Raw genomic sequence first — 15745 nt, 5'->3', positions numbered from 1 at the left:
CGATCTCCGAGCACACCGCAGCGCGCCATCTCGCCAACGCGAAACGCAAGCTCGGCGCCGCCAATCGTGCTCATGCCGTCGCAGAAGCGATCCGCGCCGGCATCGTGCGCTGACGAAATCAATACCCGGATCCCGCAATTGGCGACCGCGCGGGTTTGAACGATGGTCCCGGCCTCTCGATACAGGAGGTCATCATGATCATCGCAGTTTCCGGAGCCGATCAGGCCGAGTTCCCCCACCTCTTCGAACAGTCGTCGCGGTTGCGCCACCAGGTATTCGTCGAGGAGATGGGATGGGAGGACCTGCGCCGCGCCGACGGCCGCGAGTTCGACCAGTTCGACGACGAACATGCCGTCCATCACTTCTGCGTTCGCGACGGTGCCGTCGTCGGCTATCAGCGGATGCTGCCGACGACGCGTCCGAACCTGCTCTCGTCGGTCTTTCCCGAGCTCTGCGAAGGAACGCCGCCGTCCTCCGATCGCATCTGGGAACTCACCCGATACTGCGTCGCGCCCGAACATCGTGACGGGCGGCGCGGCGTGTCGACGGCCGGCTCCGAACTGATCGCCGGTTTCGTCGAGTGGGGCATGAGTTCCGGCATCGACAACGTCATCATCGAGTTCGAGCCGATGTGGGTCCTGCGCGCCATGCAGCTCCAGTTCTTCGCCCGTCCGCTCGGCTTCCAGCGAAAGATCGGCAACCAGCAGATCGTCGCGACCCAGGTTTCCTTCGGCCAGCGCACGATCGACGCGATCCGCGCGTTCCGTGGAGCTCATGCACCCGTTCTGGAACTCTGGGGCCGGCTCGGCGAAGCGACGCCGCAGGCCTTGGCCGTCTGAGCCGGAGATGGAACGGAGTGGCTGGAGACCCATGATGACGAACGTGTCTTTCGCTCGCTCGAGCACCTCGATCGCCGAAATCATCCTGCCGGCGACAGGAGTACTGGCGATCGACGATCTCGATTGCCTGGCCGATCGGCTCGAACGCGCCAATGACGACGAGGCGCTCCGCGTTCTCGTCGTTCGCAGCGCCGCCGACGTCTTCTCGTCCGGAGCCGATCCTGTGGAGCTCGCTTCGATCGACGACCTGGCCGGACTTTCGGCGACGGTCACACGCTTCTTCGAAGCGCTGATCGGATGCGACAAGATCTTGATCGCCGCGGTCGACGGTCCCTGCACCGGTCTCGGCATGACGATGCTACTGCATTTCGATGCGGTTCTGGCGACCGATGCGGCACGGTTCTCGGCGCCGTTCGTGGAACTCGGGCTCGTGCCGGAGGCCGCCTCGACGCTGCTGGCGGTGAGGAGGTTCGGCTATCTCCGTGCCTTCGATCTCTTCTGCGGGGGAGGGGAGATCGACGCCGCCGAGGCCATGTCTATCGGTCTCGTCGGCGAGCATGTCGGCAGAAACGAGTTGCTGGCGACCGCCCGCGAACGCGCGATCCGTCTGGCGCGGAAGCCGCCGATCGCCCTCTCGGCCACGCGACGGCTGTTGCGAGCAACCGAAGAGGCGAGGGCGCGTTGCCGTGCCGAGGTCGAACTCTTCGAAGAGTGCCTCCGATCGGCGACGACGCGTCGCCGTCTCGCCCTCGTCGGACATCGCCGGACGACGGAACGCCGGGAGGCGGCCGCATGAGCGGCCGTCAAATAACGAGAACGGCCGCCGCCTTTCCGCGAGGGAGCCTCGCCGATTGGATCGCCGACGAGATTTCCGCCGTCGAAGCCACGACGCGGGGGCGATATCCTCGGACCTCGCATCTTCTCGTCCTCGCACTCGATGCATTGGCCGCGGAAGTGTCGAACGAGCCCTGCGATCGATCGGCGCCCGAATGGACACCGTGAGACCCGCGACACAGACCGGTCGACCCGGTTCCTCAGAGCGCAGTTGAGCGCGCGGCGGGTCGGCGACGACCGCCGTGCGATCATTCTCGCCCAGCCTTTACGGCTGCTCGAACCTCGGCGCCTCCCCGGGTATGAAGCCGAGCCGATCGATCAGAAAGGCGAGGCGTTCGTGAGCGAGCGCCGCCGCCATTTGGCGCCGCAGATACTCAAGCTGGTGAGCTCGGGCTTTCGCGGCAGCTTCGATCAGATCCCGATCGGCTTGCTGCCAAGCTTCAAAGACCGACTGATCGTCGGCGCTCCGGCGACGGTTGTCATCGAGCGCCTCGCGGGTAATCCGTTCGAGGTCGCCAATGGAGAGTTGCTCGATCTGTTCCAGCCATTCCGCACGAGGGCCTGACACAATCGCGCTCTGTGACCTCGGACCGATCGATGGAAGTCCGGGTCGGCAGAGTTCCTCGCAGATGGCCTCCCATGCACCGCGGTCCTCGGGGTCATCTCCGATACCCAGAGCCGAAGCGAGGACGTCGAGCGGCTCCCAGTCGCGCGAACGACGGGCAGTCGTGATGGCTGCCTCGGCCGCCGATGCGCCTTGTCGCCACCTGTCGAGCTCTTTGGAGTCCATGGACGGTTGGGTCACTCGTTCGATCTGGCCGCTCGGCGAAGAGAAGCCGATTCACTCCTCACGACAAAGTAGCAGTGACGGGCAGGAATAGGAACGATCATTCCTGGAACGATGGTTCCCAAATGATCTTCTGGAGTCATGAATCTCAATGAGATCGTGGCTGCAAATTTGCGTCGCATTCGCCACGAACGGCAACTGACGCAAGAAGAGCTGGCACATCGCGCGGGTCTCAGCCCACGCTATGTCGGCTCGATCGAGCGTACCCGTGTGTCCATCAGCATCACGATTCTCAGTCGACTGGCCGAAACGCTGGGGATCGATCCGAGGGAGCTCTTGCGCCCGACCGCGTGAGGCGAGGGCAGGCGACTCTCACCTTTCGGAAAAGCCGGCCGCCCGAACAGGTCCAATCGGCCGCATCGACCCCTTCGGAGAGCTGTGCCCCGGCCCGCGACCACATGCCCGCGAAGCTCCGCGCGCTCGTCGACTTCCTGGTCGAGAAACGCGGGTGATGGAGCGGCGATCGACGAACTGAAGGGGATATTCGCCCAGGTTGAAAATCAAAACAGCGCAAGATAAACATATTCTCTACGTGTATTGCCCGCTGAAATTCATAATCTAATTGGCACCCACAGTCGTCGGAGTCGTGCCGAATTCGCCTTCCTAACCAAGGAGGGAGTTCCAATGGAGCGGCTCACGCTCAACTATGTATGGAAGCAGAAGCCAACGCCGGTCGTGCTGCGCCGGACGGGACGTGGTGAGAAGCTTCGCGTGCGACTGCCGTTTGCCGACGACAATCGGCAATGGCTGCAGAACGGTCGACGTACGGCGATTGAATGGGCCGGCGGGAAAGATGCCTACTGGGAGCTGCCGAAGTCCTGGTTCAACGACTTCGTTGATCGGGCGCTACAGCGCTACGGTAAGGTCTACATCATCCAACCCTATCGCGAGCAGGAGATCTGCGCACGGGCATGCCAGGAAGCACAGGGGCACGAATGCCAGTGCTCCTGCATGGGCGCCAATCATGGCATGGGCAGTGACGGAAGCTGGTTCGAGGTCTCTGATGCCTTCTCGACCCGCTGGGGCGAGCGCGAGCTCGCCTGTCGGTTGCTCACGACCCGGTAGGGTCGAGCGCCAGATAGACGCCTACGTGATCGGGCAACGAATGAACTGCTCGACCAGCCCGTCGAGAAATACCCGCTCGATATGATGCCCTGCGCCTTCAACGAGGCTGCGCGCCACCATCGGCAGTTCCCGGACCGAGCGCTGCACGTCATCCATCGCGATCGGCGCATCGCTTTCCGGCACATCGATCCGTGTGACGTTGTTCTTGCCGACCAGCAGATAGGCTTGGCCGAGGGCATTGCGGGATTGCGCGCGGGCGGCCGCATTGAAGGAGCGCATGAACGCCCAATCCTTGATGCCGCCGTTGCGCGCCCGCTCATCGACCGTGAAGGTGGATTCACCCGTTCCCAGGCTGAGGATACGCACGTCCTCACGCGCAATGTCGAAGCAGGCAAGGGCGTCGACCAGGGCGTTCATCACCGGATTGTTGGCCCAGATACCGCCATCGATCATGACGTAACCGTCGTCCTCGACACCGGGGTAATAGGAGGGGGCTGCCGTCGTGTGGAGGGCCACATGTGCAAACTTCTTGTGGCGGTCCTTCTGGTAGTCCGGGTGGTGCGGCGTTTTATAGAGGAACGGCTCGCCGTGGCGTCCTTCGAAGCTCGGGATCACTAGCCGGGTGACGGCATCGTCGAGTACCTTGTCGCCAAAGATCCGTAGCAGCTCTTCCTTGAGGGCGGCTTGGTCATGCTTCGGTTTGAACAGCCATCGTAGCGCTCTCGACACCCTGCCGAGCCCAGCCGCCGGCGGAAAGATGCGCTCACCGCGATCGAGATAGATGTTCAAGGCCTGTCTGGCCGTCATCCCGTGGGCAAGGGCGAGCGCGATAATGCCGCCCGTCGAGGTGCCGGCAATCATGTCGAAGTGATTGGAGATGGAGGCGCCGCCCAGGAAGCGGCTTTCGAGTTCGGCCAGGACGGCCGCAGGAAACACGCCGCGAATTCCGCCACCGTCGATCGATAGGATCCGGAACGGGCGACCTTGCGGCCATGGCTGCTTCAGACGCGCGTGCTGGATGGTGCCTTCCGATCGCCGCGGCGGTACATAGCTCATCATGTTGTCTCCCTTGCCTCGCCGATGTCCTGTCCGGCGTGGCGCCCGCCGCCGGTCCAGCGCCCGGTCATCACCCAAAGTTCGTAGCAAGCGAGCCAGTCGAGCGCCCAAGGGACGGTCGTGCTCGCGATTGTCATGGCCGCTGTCCACTCCCTTTCACGGGGGTCGAACAGGCAAAGGGTCGGATCCTCGGCCGGCGGATAGACATGGGGCAGTTGTCCCTCGGAATTGCCGGGCAACCGAACCAGATCAGGTGAGAGCACCCGCACCTCAGGGAGCGACCCGACCTCATAACGGATCTCCAGCGAGTAGCTCGCATATTGCGGCCTCACGCTTCCCACCCACCGCGCAGACTGCGCACGGCGATCGATCCGGCGTGCCGAGAACTGCGGCCAAGCCGCCCTCATCGCGGCGACCTGCTCGTCGATGGAGAGGATCGCCGCCGTCATCAGATCTTGCGCCCGAAGAAGGTGTGAGGCCGTGCCACCGAAACCGCCGGATTGACGATCGGCGCTGCGACCGCGGTGGCAGAGGGCAACAGGAGGCCGCCCCGCCGCGTGTAAAGCTGACGGGACTGCTGGATGCCGCCACCGATTTCGGTGGCAATCTGGTCGGCGGCCCGGGTCACGACGCGCTCTCCGAAGCTCCGGCGCAGCGTGTCCATCATCGTGTCGGGGTACATCTCCCCTTTGCGCATCGCCTCCAGCGAACGGATGAGCTCGCGCAGATGCCCGGCGAACTCGTCCTGCTGAGCGATGGATTCGGGCCAGCGGTCCGTGAAGACATCGGTCTCGCAGATCGGATTGGCGACATGCAGAAGCCGCCGGTAGAGCGAAGCCTGCTCGATGTCGCGGATGATCCAGCTCGCAAGGCGAACGAGCATGGCGCTGAGCGACATGTTCGGCTGTGCCGCGAGCCCGGCGTAGTAGGAGAGCATCACCGACGGTGGGATGCGGCCGGTGTAGCTCGAGTAGCGAATGTTGCGAAAGCGCTTGAGGAGCTGGAGGGCAAGCGTCGCGGTGTTCTTGACGATGAAGTCGCACTGATCCGGAACATCATCCACATCGGCGTCGGCGCGAGCGGCAAGGCCGGCATGGTCGAGCCACCGGTGATGGAACTCCTTCGCCATGCGCAACTCGAGCGGTGTCCTACTCGCATACCACTGCACGAAGCCATAGGCGTTCATGCCGACGAACCGGTCGTCGGCCGACCGGCGCGGGCCCCTGGCGTGGGTGATCAGGCTTTCGCGATCGAGCGTGGCGTAGACGCGCAGCGACGGCGTAACGTCGAGGTGCATCTTGTCGGCGTAGAACAGGGTGACGCAGCGCGTCTGCCGCAGCACCCGCTGCACGGGATAGTCGGCGAGCGCGGCTTCGAGCTCGGTCAGGATTTCAAGGGGCGCCATTCCACGAAAGCGACCGCCGAGTTGCGAGACGATATCGAGATCATACTCGTCGTCGGTGCCGCGCGTCGAAATCGTAGCATCGATCGCCATGGAACCCTGCGGGTAGAAGTGCTCGATCTGGTCGAAGAAGGCGGCCGTGGTTTCGAGATGACGGCGCACAGCCTCGTACCGCGACTTCGCCTTGTCGTGCAGCGAGGGCGGCAGCTGAATGCTGAGTGCGATCTCCGCGAGGATGCGGTCGAGAGGGTCGTCGAAGGGATTGAGGCCCGTCGGCGTAAGCTGGATGTTCATATCGATCTCCGTGGCGGGCTGCGTTTGCGCATCTCGCCACCGCCCGCGCGATGTTCGGGATGATATCAGATAAAGTGCGTCTACTCCGAACAAGATGGGGAGCTTGAATGCGCCTGTCAAGGGACGTAGATTATAGCTACTCCGAACACAATGTTGGGGCGGAACGATCAGAAGGGCCGGCCATGAAATTTGGCGAGCGGATCAAGGACTTACGAACGAAAAAAGGCCTGACGCTCGATCAGCTGGCGCAAGAGACCGGCTCGTCGAAGAGCTATATCTGGGAGCTCGAGAACAAGAATCCACCCAGGCCATCGGCCGAAAAGCTGTCCGCGATCGCGGGCGCGTTGGGGGTGACCGTCGACTACCTGATCGGGGCTGACACGCAGACCCTCAGCGAAGCGGAGGACACCGCCTTCTTCCGGCAATACAGCGGCCTCCCGGAGGAAACGCGCCGGCAGCTTCGCGAGATGGCTCGCATCCTCGACACGAAGACCCGCAAATGAGCGAGCCGACCCGCCTCCGGCCGCTGAAGGAGGCGGCTCGCATCACCCAGATGCTCGACCTGGTCCTTGGAGCGAATCGGTTTGATCGTGCGCCGGTCGATGTGATCCGCCTTGCTCTAGAATACTCTCGCCAAATCGCGCCCGACAGCCCCATCCACGAGGTCGTCGAGCGCAACATACCGGGCTGCGTCGGCGCATTGGTCTATGGTGAGGCGCGGCCGCGCCAATGGGCGATCATGTACCATGCCGGTCAGTCCGACGGACGTCGCTCGTTCACGGTGGGGCACGAATTCGCCCACTACCTCTTGCATCGCCAACTAATCGAGCAGGATAGATGTTTTGACAGCGGCATCTACTGTGACGAAAATTCAGTAGATCGTCGCGCTGGAGTCGGCATTGAGCAAGAGGCCGACGAGTTCACTGCGGCTCTGCTGATGCCGCTTCACGATTTTCGCCGGCAGCAGCCGGCTAAGGCACGTGTAGATTTTGACAAGCTCAGCCTCCTAGCGAAGCGCTACGGCGTGTCTCTGACTGCGGCGGTTCTACGTTGGCTCGAATACACCGAGACACGCGCGATGATGGTGGTCTCGAACGAGGGTTTTGCCCATTGGGCAAAACCGAGTGATCCTGCATTGAAGTCGGGGCGATTCATCAGGACGAAGAACACAGTCTACGAGTTACCCTCGCAGGCCTTTGCCGCAAGGCGCGATTACTCTGACGCGGCGCTGACCGGCGTTGTGCAGCAAGCAGGGGTCTGGTTTCCCGAGCCCGTGCACGAGATATGTCTTCGCTCCGACCGCTACGATCAGGAAATAACTGTGCTGCAATTTGAGGCGGACAGCCCACGCTTTCAGGCGGAAGAGGAGGAGAATGATGTTTTCGACCTTTTCGTGCGGAACGGGCAGGCTCCAGATCGCTGAAGTTTAATCCAGAAACAGGGATCTTTCGCATTTCAGGATAGAATTCACCCCACCTAAAACTCAGAATCGCATAGGACGGATTATGGAATAATTTTAAAATACGTTTCGTGATGGCAGGACAATGCAGCCTTTTCTCGCACAATATCCATTCATAACCAACGTGAATCGATGAACCCGCACCGATTCACCGATGTCGTTGGACGCGTGGCCGCTGCCGCGCGAGACTCTCTTCATGACGACGCTCGTACCCGACCCGATCCACCTTCACCGTATCGACCTCGACCGGAACATGCGGCGCTTCTATGAGATCTCCGTGCAGCCGACCCTCTTCGGTGGCACCTCGCTCGTCCGCACGTGGGGCCGCATCGGCACCGCCGGTCAGTCGCTGGTCGAAACCTTCGACCACCCGATCGACACGACAGCAGCCTTCGCCCGTCTCGAACGGACGAAGCGCCGACGCGGCTATCGCGACGCGACCCAGGCGGCACTTCCCTGAAGAGCGCTCACGAGAGGCCATCGGCGAATGCACGGCGGACATGTGAAGATGCTGCATCGCAGCATCTTGCCGCGAGGGTTCATCCTTACTCCCTTGGTCGTATCGCTTTCGAGCGATGGCCCTTCTCGGGCGTTTCCTCCCTGATCCCACTTTCACCGCCGGTGCCTCGCATCGGCGGTTTTTTCTTGAGCCCACGCCGGACAAAGCCCGTGCTCGGTTCACGGTGTAGCGTCTCCGGATCGCGCCCGAGCGATCGGGACACCCTTACCCCACATTCGCTCGAAATCATCGCGAAAGGCCGCGACCACCGACGGCACCGCGATCACCAGACGGTCGTTGTCCTGCTGTTTCAGTCCGGACGCCGTCAGGTTCGCCGAACCGGTTCGGAGCCGCTCGCCGTCGACCACGTAGGCTTTGAGGTGCATGATTGGCCCCTTCTTCTTCAGCCGGATCTCCTCCTCGAGCGGTGCGAGCCTGGCGAAGTCCGACTTCTGAGAGGGATCGAGCAGGATCCGCAGGGTGACACCCCGCTCCTTCGCCAGGATCAGAGCGTCGATCACCGGCCGATCGGTCAGGATGTAGGCCGCGACGTCAAGAGAGGTCTCGGCTTCGTCGATCAAAGCGACATCGAGGCGCTCGAGGTTCTCGATCGGAGAGTGGTGGATCTCGATCGGTTCGGCGGCCATCACGGGCGCCGATGCGACGGCCGCCACCAGGGCCAACAGAAGGAAACCATGGAACGGGGTTCGAACCCGGGTGAAGTGTGGCATGCTGAGACGACCGAACGTGGAGAGCGGAATCATGGCCGAGAAGTCCGAGTCGGCGGCGCGGGAGATCAGTGTCGCACTGACCGAGCTGATCGGCATCGCCGAAAGCGGCGGGCTCCCGATGCTCGCCTACCTTCTCGACATGGCGCGGGTGGAAGCGCGGACTCAGGCCGGAGACACCCCGCCACGGGCTGCGAATGTCCTCCCGTTCAAACCGAACTGAAGAAGGCGCGTCCGCCGGTGTGGACGAAGTTCGGCGAAGGGTCTCTCCCGCTGGCGTGACGACGATCCCGACAGATCGGTTGCCCGCGACATGGACGAGGCTTTTGCGGCGGTTGCCCTCGTCGGGGTGGCGCCTTCCAGCGCTGGTCACGCCTGGTGAGGGAATCGCACAAGCACATCGAAATCTGCTTGCGCTCGGCCCGATCCGTACCGTCTTGACCGCTCCCGGGTCGTCCTGTTCATTCATCGCATGTTCGAAACCATGAACGCCGTGCAGCTTCGCGTTTCTCTCGATGAGGTCGAGCCGGAGATCTGGCGGCGGCTCGTCCTGCCGTCGGCCTGGACCCTCGAACACCTGCATCTCGCCCTTCAGGCAGCCTTCAACTGGTGGAACTACCACCTCCACGAATTTCGGATCGGCGGCTTGCGCTACGGCGATGTCGACCTCCTGACCGAGGACGCGTTCGAGGATGATCCTCGTGTTTTCGACTTCCGTGAGGTTCGTCTCCGCGACTTCGCGAACGGGGCCGTGTTCGACTACGCCTACGACTTCGGTGACAATTGGCACCACACGATCGAGATCGAGCGGTTTCTCACTCTCGACCCCGCTCCGAAGCATGGCACCTGCGTCGATGGCGCGCGGGCTCGGCCACCGGAAGACGTCGGTGGCATACCCGGATACGAGCGTTTCCTGGACATCATGTCGGATGAGACCGATCCCGAGCATGCCGACACCAAACGCTGGTGTGGCGGTCATTTCGATCCGGAATGGTTCGACCTCGCGATCGTCGACAAGGACGTCCGCAATGCCCTGAAAGCGAACGTGAAGCGCCGGCTGCATCAACCTCGGCCGAAGCGCGACAGGCCGGGATCGCTCTGAAGAAGTCCTTCCGAACGGTCGAGATCGCAATCCGCCGCAAGCCGGCCCCATCGGGGCGGCGTCTCCCGGTGCCGGTCGCGCTCGGCGAGGGCCGCCCCCAGTTCCGCGATGATCTGTTGGCGCTCGGCCCGGTCCAGGCAGCCCCGCAACTCGGCCCGCAGTTCTTCGATGTGCTCGTGGATGGAAATCGTCATCGTCGTCTCCTCGACGTTGGTGAAGGACGACGCCAGCGGACATGGCGAGACGGACGGGTCGAGGATCGCGGAAGCGACCGGCGGAGCCGGTGGGTGGGGGAGCCGATTTTCCGGCGCCGCCCGGAGGGTGGTGACTGAAAACCGGGGGCACCGCCCGTCCTCGAGGCATCCGGCTCGCCATGGCAGACTGGAACGACCCGCGCAGACCCTCGGATTTCAGAGGTTCGCGAAGGAGCACCCCCATCCGACGGCTCACTCCTTCCGAGCGGAGAGGACCGGCCCCGCCGGTGGACGGGGCCGGAGGTGGGAGCCTCAGTCCCGGTTCGGCCGGGACCAGATCAGCTGCAGGCCTTCCTCGCCGTCGACCTCCGCCAGCGTGGCATAGATCGGAGCCGGGAAACTCGGGTCGTCGAGCTTGACCGAGAGGTAGTCCCGGCCGGAGCCCTCGGCGACGCGTTGCCAGGCGGCACCGAGTTCGACGCCACCCTGGGCGAAGATGCGGAAGTGCGGACCCTTGTCGGACGGGCTGTCGATGCGCCGGAACTGGGCCTTGACGTTGAGGGCGAGGGTGCGGATCGAGCCGCTGAAGCCGTTGCCGGTCGAGGTGAAGGAGCCGATGGTCGCCATGATGATGATCCTTTCGTCTGGTTCGAGCCGCGCCCACCGCGGCCTCGATGGCTGTCGCAAGGACCGGGGACGATCGGACCGCACCTCGAAGAGGCCGAAACGAAGTGGAGGACGGCCCGACGCGACTTTGTTGTTCCGCGAGGAATGCGAACCTGTTCGCAGGGGAAGAAAGTCGCGTCGGACCGTTGCGGGAGGACGATCGAGGCGGAGCCGACCCCGGTCGGACATGCCCCATCGAGCCCGCAGGTGGGTCGGCTGGTTGCCGAACGGGAAAGGTTCGATCCTGGCCTCGCCCATCGGCTCATACCAACGGCCCTCATCTCTGACCGATATGCGCCCAGTCGCGCATCCCGATCGAGGTGATGACCTTGGGATCATCGACGAGCCTGCGCCAGGCATCGCAGGCGGCGTCGACGATGCCGGCGTAGGTCTCGAAGACCCGGTTGGAGAGCCAGTTCGAGCGCAGGTACTGCCAGATCTGCTCGACCGGGTTCAACTCCGGTGATCGCGACGGCAGGAAGATCAGCGTCACGTTCTTCGGCACGGCGAGCATTCCCGTGGTGTGCCATCCGGCGCGATCGAGCAGCAGCACGGCGTGCGATCCACGAGCGACCATGGTCGAGATCTCGTCGAGATGCATCTGCATCGCGTCCGTGCCGATAAACGGCAGCGTCAAGGCGGCGCCGACGCCGCGCGCCGGGCAGATCGCGCCGAAGAGATAGGCATTCTCGTAGCGCTGATCGGCCGGTTGGCGGGGTCTCGTCCCTCGCCGCGCCCATTGTCGAACGATCCCGTTCTTTTGCCCGATCCGAGCCTCGTCCTGGAACCAGATCTCGATCCGTTTGCCCTTCGGCAGATGTCCAACGTGGGCGTTCAGGGTTCGGGCGAAGTTTTTTTGAACGCCTCCATGACCTCGGGATCCTGTCCCGGATGTCGGGGTCGTGCGCTGATGTGGGAGAAACCCAGCGCCTTCAGGATCTTGCCGACGGTGCGCTCGTGGTAGTCGACACCGAAGCGCTCAAAGACGAGCTTCTTCAGATCGATACGCCGCCACCGAACGACGCCGTGGACGGCGCGGTCGGGACCGGTCTCGACGAGTTCGGCGAACTCGGCCAACTGCTCTTTCGACAGCCGCGGCGGGTGCCCTTTCGAGCGGATGTCACGCAGGCCGTCGGGACCGTGTTCGTTGAAGCGGTGAACCCAGTCGCGCAGGGTCTGACGATCCATGCCGCCGATCCGCGCCGCCTGCTCGCGGTCCATCCCGTCGAGCACGGCCGCCAGCGACAACAACCGTCGGCTCTGGTTGGCGTGCTTCGAGGCGGCGGCGAGCCGACGCAGGTCCGAAGCCGAGTAGTCCGTCCGAAGCTTCACCGCAGCGGCCATGGCGCGAATCCTCCCCACGCCATGGAATCAGCGATCGGAACCGCCGAAAGGTCCGAAAGAGTCAGCCTCGGAGCCCGTTGGTATCACCTCTCTCGGACAACCGACGCTCCCAGCGACCGGACACCTCCTCTGCCTTGCCTTCGTCAGGCCCCAGGGACCGTGAAGACCCGGTCTCTGCCGAAGGAGAGCAGACCGCCCTCCTTCGACCCGATCGGAACTCGGAGCGTCACGCCGCCTCTCGCGTGTCGTCGATCTTCGCGAGCGGCTGGAGACCATGCAGATAGGTCACGGCCCGCTGTGCACGCGCGGCAGCCGAGAAGATCGCCCGCCGGTCGTCGGCGAGCACCTTCAGCCACGAATCGAGATAGGACGCATGATCGGGCCGCGGTTCCAGCTCCGGCGCGATCCCGAGGTCGGCGCAGAGGAAGCACGACCCGAGCTCGGCGATCAGCTCCTCCCTCGCCCTCTCGGTTCGATCCTTGCCGTAGCGGGACAGGTCGCGAGCAACGCGGTGGGGAGCGGCCGTCCAATGGGTCAGCTCATGGCTCAGGGTGGCGGCGTGAGACGCGGCGTCGCGGAACGCCGCGAAGGGCGGCATCTGGATGTGGTCGGTCGACGGTGAATAGAACGCTCGATCGCCGCCGTGCCGGATCACCGCACCGGTCTCAGTGAAAAACCGATCGGCCCGTTCGATCCGCTCGACCGGGTCGACGATGGGCTCGGCCGGGGCATGGTAGTGATCCGGCAGCCCGTCGATCTGCGCGACGTTGAAGACCGTGTACGCCTTCAGAAACGGAATGTCGCGCTCGACCTCGCCACCGCCCGCGTCTCTCTCGGTCTTCGTCAAGCGGCTGGCGAACACCACCATCGTACCGGTTTCCCCCTTGCGGACGGCGGCTCCGAGCTGGATCGCCTGTTTGAAGGTCATCCAGAACGGCGAGGTATAGCCACGCGCCGTCGCCTCCGACCAGAGCAGCAGCACGTTCATGCCCGAATAGGGCTCGCCATTGTGGCGCAGAGGCCGCGTCACCCGGCCGGCCGCATTCCCGGCGCTCCAGGGCCGCATCCACGGCCGGACGCCCTTCTCGAGTTCGGCGACGATCTTCTCGGTGATGCGGGTGTAGATGTCGACGCGCGATCCTTCGGTCTTCCTGGTCATTCTCCGACCCTCCGCTTCGCAGGTCGCGCCGATCGCGACCCCGTCACGGCGGTCCCTCCGCCGGGGATCGAAGGGGGTGCCGCATCCGAAGGACCGGAACGAAGAGAAGGACGGCGCAGCCGTTGCGGCGATCCCCAGCCCCGGTAAGACCGCGGCCGCGGCGGGGTGGCGTCGGCTTCCGCCCATTCCTCTGCCTTTCCCCTTTCCCCCATGAGAAAAGGCCGGCTCCGCCCCGGAGCCGGCCCTGAGAGGTCATGAGAACGGGCGGGGCCGCAGCCCCGCCCGAAGGGCTCAGCCGAAGGCCGCCATCTGCAGCGCGGCCGCCTTGCGGTCGAGGCTCTGACCGGGCTGGTCGACCTGGCGCTCGAACGGCTTCCAGGTCTCGCCGACCACCCGCTCGTAGGCGGCCACGGCGCCCTCGGCGGCCATGCGCAGGGCATGAGCCTGAAGCCCCATGTCGGCGGCAAACTCGCGCTTGCGCTGGGCCGGTCCGTCGAAACCGACGGGACCGTCGACATCCTCGTCGCGGGCGTCGCAGGACGCCTTGGCGGTCGCGTCGCGCGCCTCGGAAACCGCCCGGCTGTAGAACTGTCCGGCGCCGTGAGCCGAACCGACGAAGGCGCCGACGATGCGCTGCAGGTGGATCTGCATCGCCCGCTCGCCGAGGCCGTCGCCGAGCACGTCCGCCGTCTCGATGACGAGGCGGAGATGAGCCTCGCGGATGCCGTCGCCGTCGAGAACCGGCGAACCGAAGCTCTCGGAGATGCGCGCCGCCTGGGCGGCATCGGGACAGGCGAGACGGACCATTTCGAGGGTGGTGCCCTTGCGCAGCGGCACGACGCGGGCGGGGGCACGGGAAACGGTGGCGGTCTTGGCCATGGTGGTGATCCTTTCTCGGGTTCGCCCTTGGGATCGGACCGGCCCCTGCCGGCCGTCCCTCGGGTGCGGTCGAAGAGAGCCGGCGCCAGCCGGACGCTTCAGGGTCCGCTCTCCGCCCGACGAGCGGAGCCGGTCTGCGGACGCGTGGGGCGCAACGCCCCCGACGCGGGACGCGGGCCGGATCTTGCGAGGAAGCGGGGAGCGGCCGCCACGCGGCGCGCCAGCGGCCTTGAAGCGGACGGCCGCCGGTTCAGACCGCACGCAAACCCGAGGGACCGACCGGCAGGACGAGACCCACCTTCGAGCGATCGAGACAGGAGCACATGGCCGAAGTCTCCACACCCTCCGGCGCTCACGACGCATCCCGCCGATGCTGCGACCGGTCACCGGTCGATCCGTCGGAGATCCGTGATCGCCTGCTCCTGCCGTGCGAGCTTGCGCGACAGCGCTTCGATCTCACCGCGCCGCTCGAAGGCGAGGCGATCGGCATGCTCCCGAAACAACCGCTCGTCGACCGGCGTCCAGGTCGAACGACCACGTCCGTGGCAGCGGATCTTTCGCCGATCGGTGATCGTCCGGCTCTCCGCCCGGCGGGCGATCTGACACTCGATCAGTCCGAGATGCCGACGGGTCTCGCGACAGGCTGCCTCCATCCGGGCGAGAAGCAGCAACCGTTCGAGGGAGGTCATGGTCCCCTCCCCTCGATGGAACGGCCGACGAAGCTTGCAACCCCGTCACGGGCGGCATCACATCCCCCGTTACAGATGGCGTGACGGGCCGGATCGACGACGAAGCCGAACGGTCGGTCGACCTCGTATTCGGCCGCGGACACCAGGAAGCGCCGTTCCTCGGCACGCGGATCGCGACGCCCTCCGAGCGTGGCGACGACCTCGACCATGCGCGCGTGATCGACCGAGCGGATTGCCGAGATCACCACCCAGTCGGCCACATGCGCTGCGGCGAAGGCGCGGCGGTCTCTCTGATAAGAGGCTCCCGGGCCGAGAACCGTATCGGAGATCGCCTCCCAGGCATCCGGGAACCAGTCCTTCAACGTCGTCTCGGCGCAGCGCCGCTCGAAGGCGGTGAAGAGGTCGGGAAAGGTGATCGCGACCGCCGCCCAACCGCAGTCCTCTTCGTACCAACCGCCTTCGGAACGCAGTGTCGGGTGGACGGCGGCATTCCGCTCGGGCGAGAGATGGAAGCCACCGTGGCTCGCCGTCGCATATTCGACGATCCCCTCGGCGTAGAGGATGGCACTCTGCGCCCCGCCCCACGGTGTGCTCGCCGAAGAACCCATCCCGACCCGGCCGAGCCGGCGCTTCTCGCGCTGGTGCTCGGCATTCTCCAGCACCTTCGCCTGGAACTCGGCTTCGTCGGC

21 protein-coding genes are annotated in these 15745 nt (G+C 64.7%); 9 read left to right on the top strand and 12 right to left on the bottom strand.

Translation table 11 applies throughout. The features are described 5' to 3' along the window. Positions 1-194 precede the first annotated feature (194 nt). Together J3S89_RS01125 and J3S89_RS01120 are read left to right on the top strand one after the other, a co-directional pair. Positions 195-839 (top strand): acyl-homoserine-lactone synthase, encoded by a 645-nt coding sequence (locus J3S89_RS01125; RefSeq protein ID WP_217925631.1) that lies wholly within the window; start codon positions 195-197, stop codon positions 837-839. A 34-nt stretch (positions 840-873) separates the two neighbouring features. Then, positions 874-1635: an enoyl-CoA hydratase/isomerase family protein gene (locus J3S89_RS01120; RefSeq protein WP_217925630.1), complete on the top strand. Its 762-nt coding sequence runs from the start codon at positions 874-876 to the stop codon at positions 1633-1635. A 303-nt stretch (positions 1636-1938) separates the two neighbouring features. Here J3S89_RS01120 and J3S89_RS23580 read toward each other — a convergent pair whose 3' ends face one another. Next, positions 1939-2463: a transcriptional repressor TraM gene (locus tag J3S89_RS23580; protein WP_217925629.1), complete on the bottom strand. Its 525-nt coding sequence runs from the start codon at positions 2461-2463 to the stop codon at positions 1939-1941. A gap of 138 nt (positions 2464-2601) precedes the next feature. Here J3S89_RS23580 and J3S89_RS01110 point away from each other — a divergent pair, with 138 nt between their 5' ends. Both J3S89_RS01110 and J3S89_RS01105 read left to right on the top strand, forming a co-directional pair. After that, positions 2602-2814, top strand: coding sequence for a helix-turn-helix domain-containing protein (locus tag J3S89_RS01110; protein ID WP_217925628.1), 213 nt, complete (start codon positions 2602-2604; stop codon positions 2812-2814). 330 nt (positions 2815-3144) lie between these two features. Further along, complete coding sequence (locus J3S89_RS01105) at positions 3145-3585, top strand: hypothetical protein (protein WP_217925627.1); 441 nt, start codon at positions 3145-3147, stop codon at positions 3583-3585. 21 nt (positions 3586-3606) lie between these two features. On the opposite strand, the gene J3S89_RS01100 is transcribed toward J3S89_RS01105, so the two are convergent. Genes J3S89_RS01100 through J3S89_RS01090 form a run of 3 tightly spaced genes read right to left on the bottom strand, consistent with a single transcriptional unit; the run spans position 3607 to position 6337 of the window. Beyond that, positions 3607-4641, bottom strand: coding sequence for a CBASS cGAMP-activated phospholipase (locus tag J3S89_RS01100; RefSeq protein ID WP_217925626.1), 1035 nt, complete (start codon positions 4639-4641; stop codon positions 3607-3609). Beyond that, positions 4641-5090: a type II CBASS E2 protein gene (locus J3S89_RS01095; RefSeq protein ID WP_217925625.1), complete on the bottom strand. Its 450-nt coding sequence runs from the start codon at positions 5088-5090 to the stop codon at positions 4641-4643. The genes J3S89_RS01100 and J3S89_RS01095 overlap by 1 nt, the downstream gene beginning before the upstream one ends. Beyond that, entirely contained in the window at positions 5090-6337 is a 1248-nt protein-coding gene (locus tag J3S89_RS01090) for a nucleotidyltransferase domain-containing protein (RefSeq protein ID WP_217925624.1), read from the bottom strand. Before J3S89_RS01090 ends, J3S89_RS01095 begins: the two co-directional genes overlap by 1 nt. Positions 6338-6519: 182 nt before the next feature. Between J3S89_RS01090 and J3S89_RS01085 the strand changes: the two genes are divergently transcribed. From J3S89_RS01085 to J3S89_RS01075, 3 genes are all read left to right on the top strand, one after another. Then, positions 6520-6840 (top strand): helix-turn-helix domain-containing protein, encoded by a 321-nt coding sequence (locus J3S89_RS01085; protein WP_217925623.1) that lies wholly within the window; start codon positions 6520-6522, stop codon positions 6838-6840. Then, the gene (locus tag J3S89_RS01080; protein WP_217925622.1) at positions 6837-7760 is read left to right on the top strand and encodes an ImmA/IrrE family metallo-endopeptidase; all 924 of its coding nucleotides are present in this window, start codon (positions 6837-6839) and stop codon (positions 7758-7760) included. Before J3S89_RS01085 ends, J3S89_RS01080 begins: the two co-directional genes overlap by 4 nt. Positions 7761-7992: 232 nt before the next feature. Next, entirely contained in the window at positions 7993-8256 is a 264-nt protein-coding gene (locus tag J3S89_RS01075; protein ID WP_217925621.1) for a WGR domain-containing protein, read from the top strand. 218 nt (positions 8257-8474) lie between these two features. Here J3S89_RS01075 and J3S89_RS01070 read toward each other — a convergent pair whose 3' ends face one another. Further along, on the bottom strand, positions 8475-9059 hold the full coding sequence (locus J3S89_RS01070) for a phospholipase D-like domain-containing protein (RefSeq protein WP_217925620.1): 585 nt from the start codon (positions 9057-9059) through the stop codon (positions 8475-8477). On the opposite strand from J3S89_RS01070, the gene J3S89_RS01065 reads away from it, so the two are divergent. Together J3S89_RS01065 and J3S89_RS01060 are read left to right on the top strand one after the other, a co-directional pair. Further along, positions 9058-9246 carry a hypothetical protein gene (locus J3S89_RS01065; protein WP_217925619.1) on the top strand — a complete coding sequence of 63 codons (189 nt, stop codon included), beginning with the start codon at positions 9058-9060 and terminating at the stop codon, positions 9244-9246. The genes J3S89_RS01070 and J3S89_RS01065 overlap by 2 nt on opposite strands. A gap of 249 nt (positions 9247-9495) precedes the next feature. Continuing rightward, on the top strand, positions 9496-10125 hold the full coding sequence (locus J3S89_RS01060) for a plasmid pRiA4b ORF-3 family protein (protein ID WP_217925618.1): 630 nt from the start codon (positions 9496-9498) through the stop codon (positions 10123-10125). Here J3S89_RS01060 and J3S89_RS01055 read toward each other — a convergent pair. The 7 genes from J3S89_RS01055 to J3S89_RS01025 all read right to left on the bottom strand — a co-directional run. Continuing rightward, on the bottom strand, positions 10086-10319 hold the full coding sequence (locus J3S89_RS01055) for a hypothetical protein (protein ID WP_217925633.1): 234 nt from the start codon (positions 10317-10319) through the stop codon (positions 10086-10088). The two genes, J3S89_RS01060 and J3S89_RS01055, sit on opposite strands and share 40 nt — an antisense overlap. Before the next feature lie 312 nt (positions 10320-10631). After that, positions 10632-10946: a DUF736 domain-containing protein gene (locus J3S89_RS01050; RefSeq protein ID WP_217925617.1), complete on the bottom strand. Its 315-nt coding sequence runs from the start codon at positions 10944-10946 to the stop codon at positions 10632-10634. Between the two features lie 316 nt (positions 10947-11262). Next, positions 11263-12329 (bottom strand): IS630 family transposase gene (locus J3S89_RS01045; protein ID WP_217925616.1). Its coding sequence is split into 2 segments (ribosomal slippage): positions 11263-11843 and positions 11843-12329, totalling 1068 coding nucleotides; the frame shifts between segments, so codons are not numbered across the junction. Between the two features lie 226 nt (positions 12330-12555). Then, positions 12556-13488, bottom strand: coding sequence for an ArdC family protein (locus tag J3S89_RS01040; RefSeq protein ID WP_217925632.1), 933 nt, complete (start codon positions 13486-13488; stop codon positions 12556-12558). Positions 13489-13779: 291 nt separating this feature from the next. After that, entirely contained in the window at positions 13780-14367 is a 588-nt protein-coding gene (locus J3S89_RS01035) for a hypothetical protein (RefSeq protein WP_217925615.1), read from the bottom strand. 383 nt (positions 14368-14750) lie between these two features. After that, positions 14751-15056 carry a hypothetical protein gene (locus J3S89_RS01030; RefSeq protein ID WP_217925614.1) on the bottom strand — a complete coding sequence of 102 codons (306 nt, stop codon included), beginning with the start codon at positions 15054-15056 and terminating at the stop codon, positions 14751-14753. After that, positions 15053-15745: DUF7007 domain-containing protein (locus J3S89_RS01025; RefSeq protein WP_217925613.1), on the bottom strand; the 693-nt coding region annotated here is incomplete at its 5' end. The genes J3S89_RS01030 and J3S89_RS01025, both read right to left, overlap by 4 nt.

The sequence above is a fragment of the Pinisolibacter aquiterrae genome (genome assembly GCF_019160155.1).
GTDB lineage: Bacteria > Pseudomonadota > Alphaproteobacteria > Rhizobiales > Ancalomicrobiaceae > Pinisolibacter > Pinisolibacter aquiterrae.
Note: the sequence above shows the minus strand (reverse complement) of the source record. Positions and strands in the feature narration are given on the sequence as shown.

Excerpts from the sequence above, each read along its gene's own strand:
- J3S89_RS01125 (WP_217925631.1), top strand. The coding sequence starts at position 195 with ATGATCATCGCAGTTTCCGGAGCCGATCAGGCCGAGTTCCCCCACCTC.
- J3S89_RS01120 (WP_217925630.1), top strand. The coding sequence starts at position 874 with ATGACGAACGTGTCTTTCGCTCGCTCGAGCACCTCGATCGCCGAAATC.
- J3S89_RS23580 (WP_217925629.1), bottom strand. The coding sequence starts at position 2,463 with ATGGACTCCAAAGAGCTCGACAGGTGGCGACAAGGCGCATCGGCGGCC.
- J3S89_RS01110 (WP_217925628.1), top strand. The coding sequence starts at position 2,602 with ATGAATCTCAATGAGATCGTGGCTGCAAATTTGCGTCGCATTCGCCAC.
- J3S89_RS01105 (WP_217925627.1), top strand. The coding sequence starts at position 3,145 with ATGGAGCGGCTCACGCTCAACTATGTATGGAAGCAGAAGCCAACGCCG.
- J3S89_RS01100 (WP_217925626.1), bottom strand. The coding sequence starts at position 4,641 with ATGAGCTATGTACCGCCGCGGCGATCGGAAGGCACCATCCAGCACGCG.
- J3S89_RS01095 (WP_217925625.1), bottom strand. The coding sequence starts at position 5,090 with ATGACGGCGGCGATCCTCTCCATCGACGAGCAGGTCGCCGCGATGAGG.
- J3S89_RS01090 (WP_217925624.1), bottom strand. The coding sequence starts at position 6,337 with ATGAACATCCAGCTTACGCCGACGGGCCTCAATCCCTTCGACGACCCT.
- J3S89_RS01085 (WP_217925623.1), top strand. The coding sequence starts at position 6,520 with ATGAAATTTGGCGAGCGGATCAAGGACTTACGAACGAAAAAAGGCCTG.
- J3S89_RS01080 (WP_217925622.1), top strand. The coding sequence starts at position 6,837 with ATGAGCGAGCCGACCCGCCTCCGGCCGCTGAAGGAGGCGGCTCGCATC.
- J3S89_RS01075 (WP_217925621.1), top strand. The coding sequence starts at position 7,993 with ATGACGACGCTCGTACCCGACCCGATCCACCTTCACCGTATCGACCTC.
- J3S89_RS01065 (WP_217925619.1), top strand. The coding sequence starts at position 9,058 with ATGGCCGAGAAGTCCGAGTCGGCGGCGCGGGAGATCAGTGTCGCACTG.
- J3S89_RS01070 (WP_217925620.1), bottom strand. The coding sequence starts at position 9,059 with ATGATTCCGCTCTCCACGTTCGGTCGTCTCAGCATGCCACACTTCACC.
- J3S89_RS01060 (WP_217925618.1), top strand. The coding sequence starts at position 9,496 with ATGTTCGAAACCATGAACGCCGTGCAGCTTCGCGTTTCTCTCGATGAG.
- J3S89_RS01055 (WP_217925633.1), bottom strand. The coding sequence starts at position 10,319 with ATGACGATTTCCATCCACGAGCACATCGAAGAACTGCGGGCCGAGTTG.
- J3S89_RS01050 (WP_217925617.1), bottom strand. The coding sequence starts at position 10,946 with ATGGCGACCATCGGCTCCTTCACCTCGACCGGCAACGGCTTCAGCGGC.
- J3S89_RS01040 (WP_217925632.1), bottom strand. The coding sequence starts at position 13,488 with ATGACCAGGAAGACCGAAGGATCGCGCGTCGACATCTACACCCGCATC.
- J3S89_RS01035 (WP_217925615.1), bottom strand. The coding sequence starts at position 14,367 with ATGGCCAAGACCGCCACCGTTTCCCGTGCCCCCGCCCGCGTCGTGCCG.
- J3S89_RS01030 (WP_217925614.1), bottom strand. The coding sequence starts at position 15,056 with ATGACCTCCCTCGAACGGTTGCTGCTTCTCGCCCGGATGGAGGCAGCC.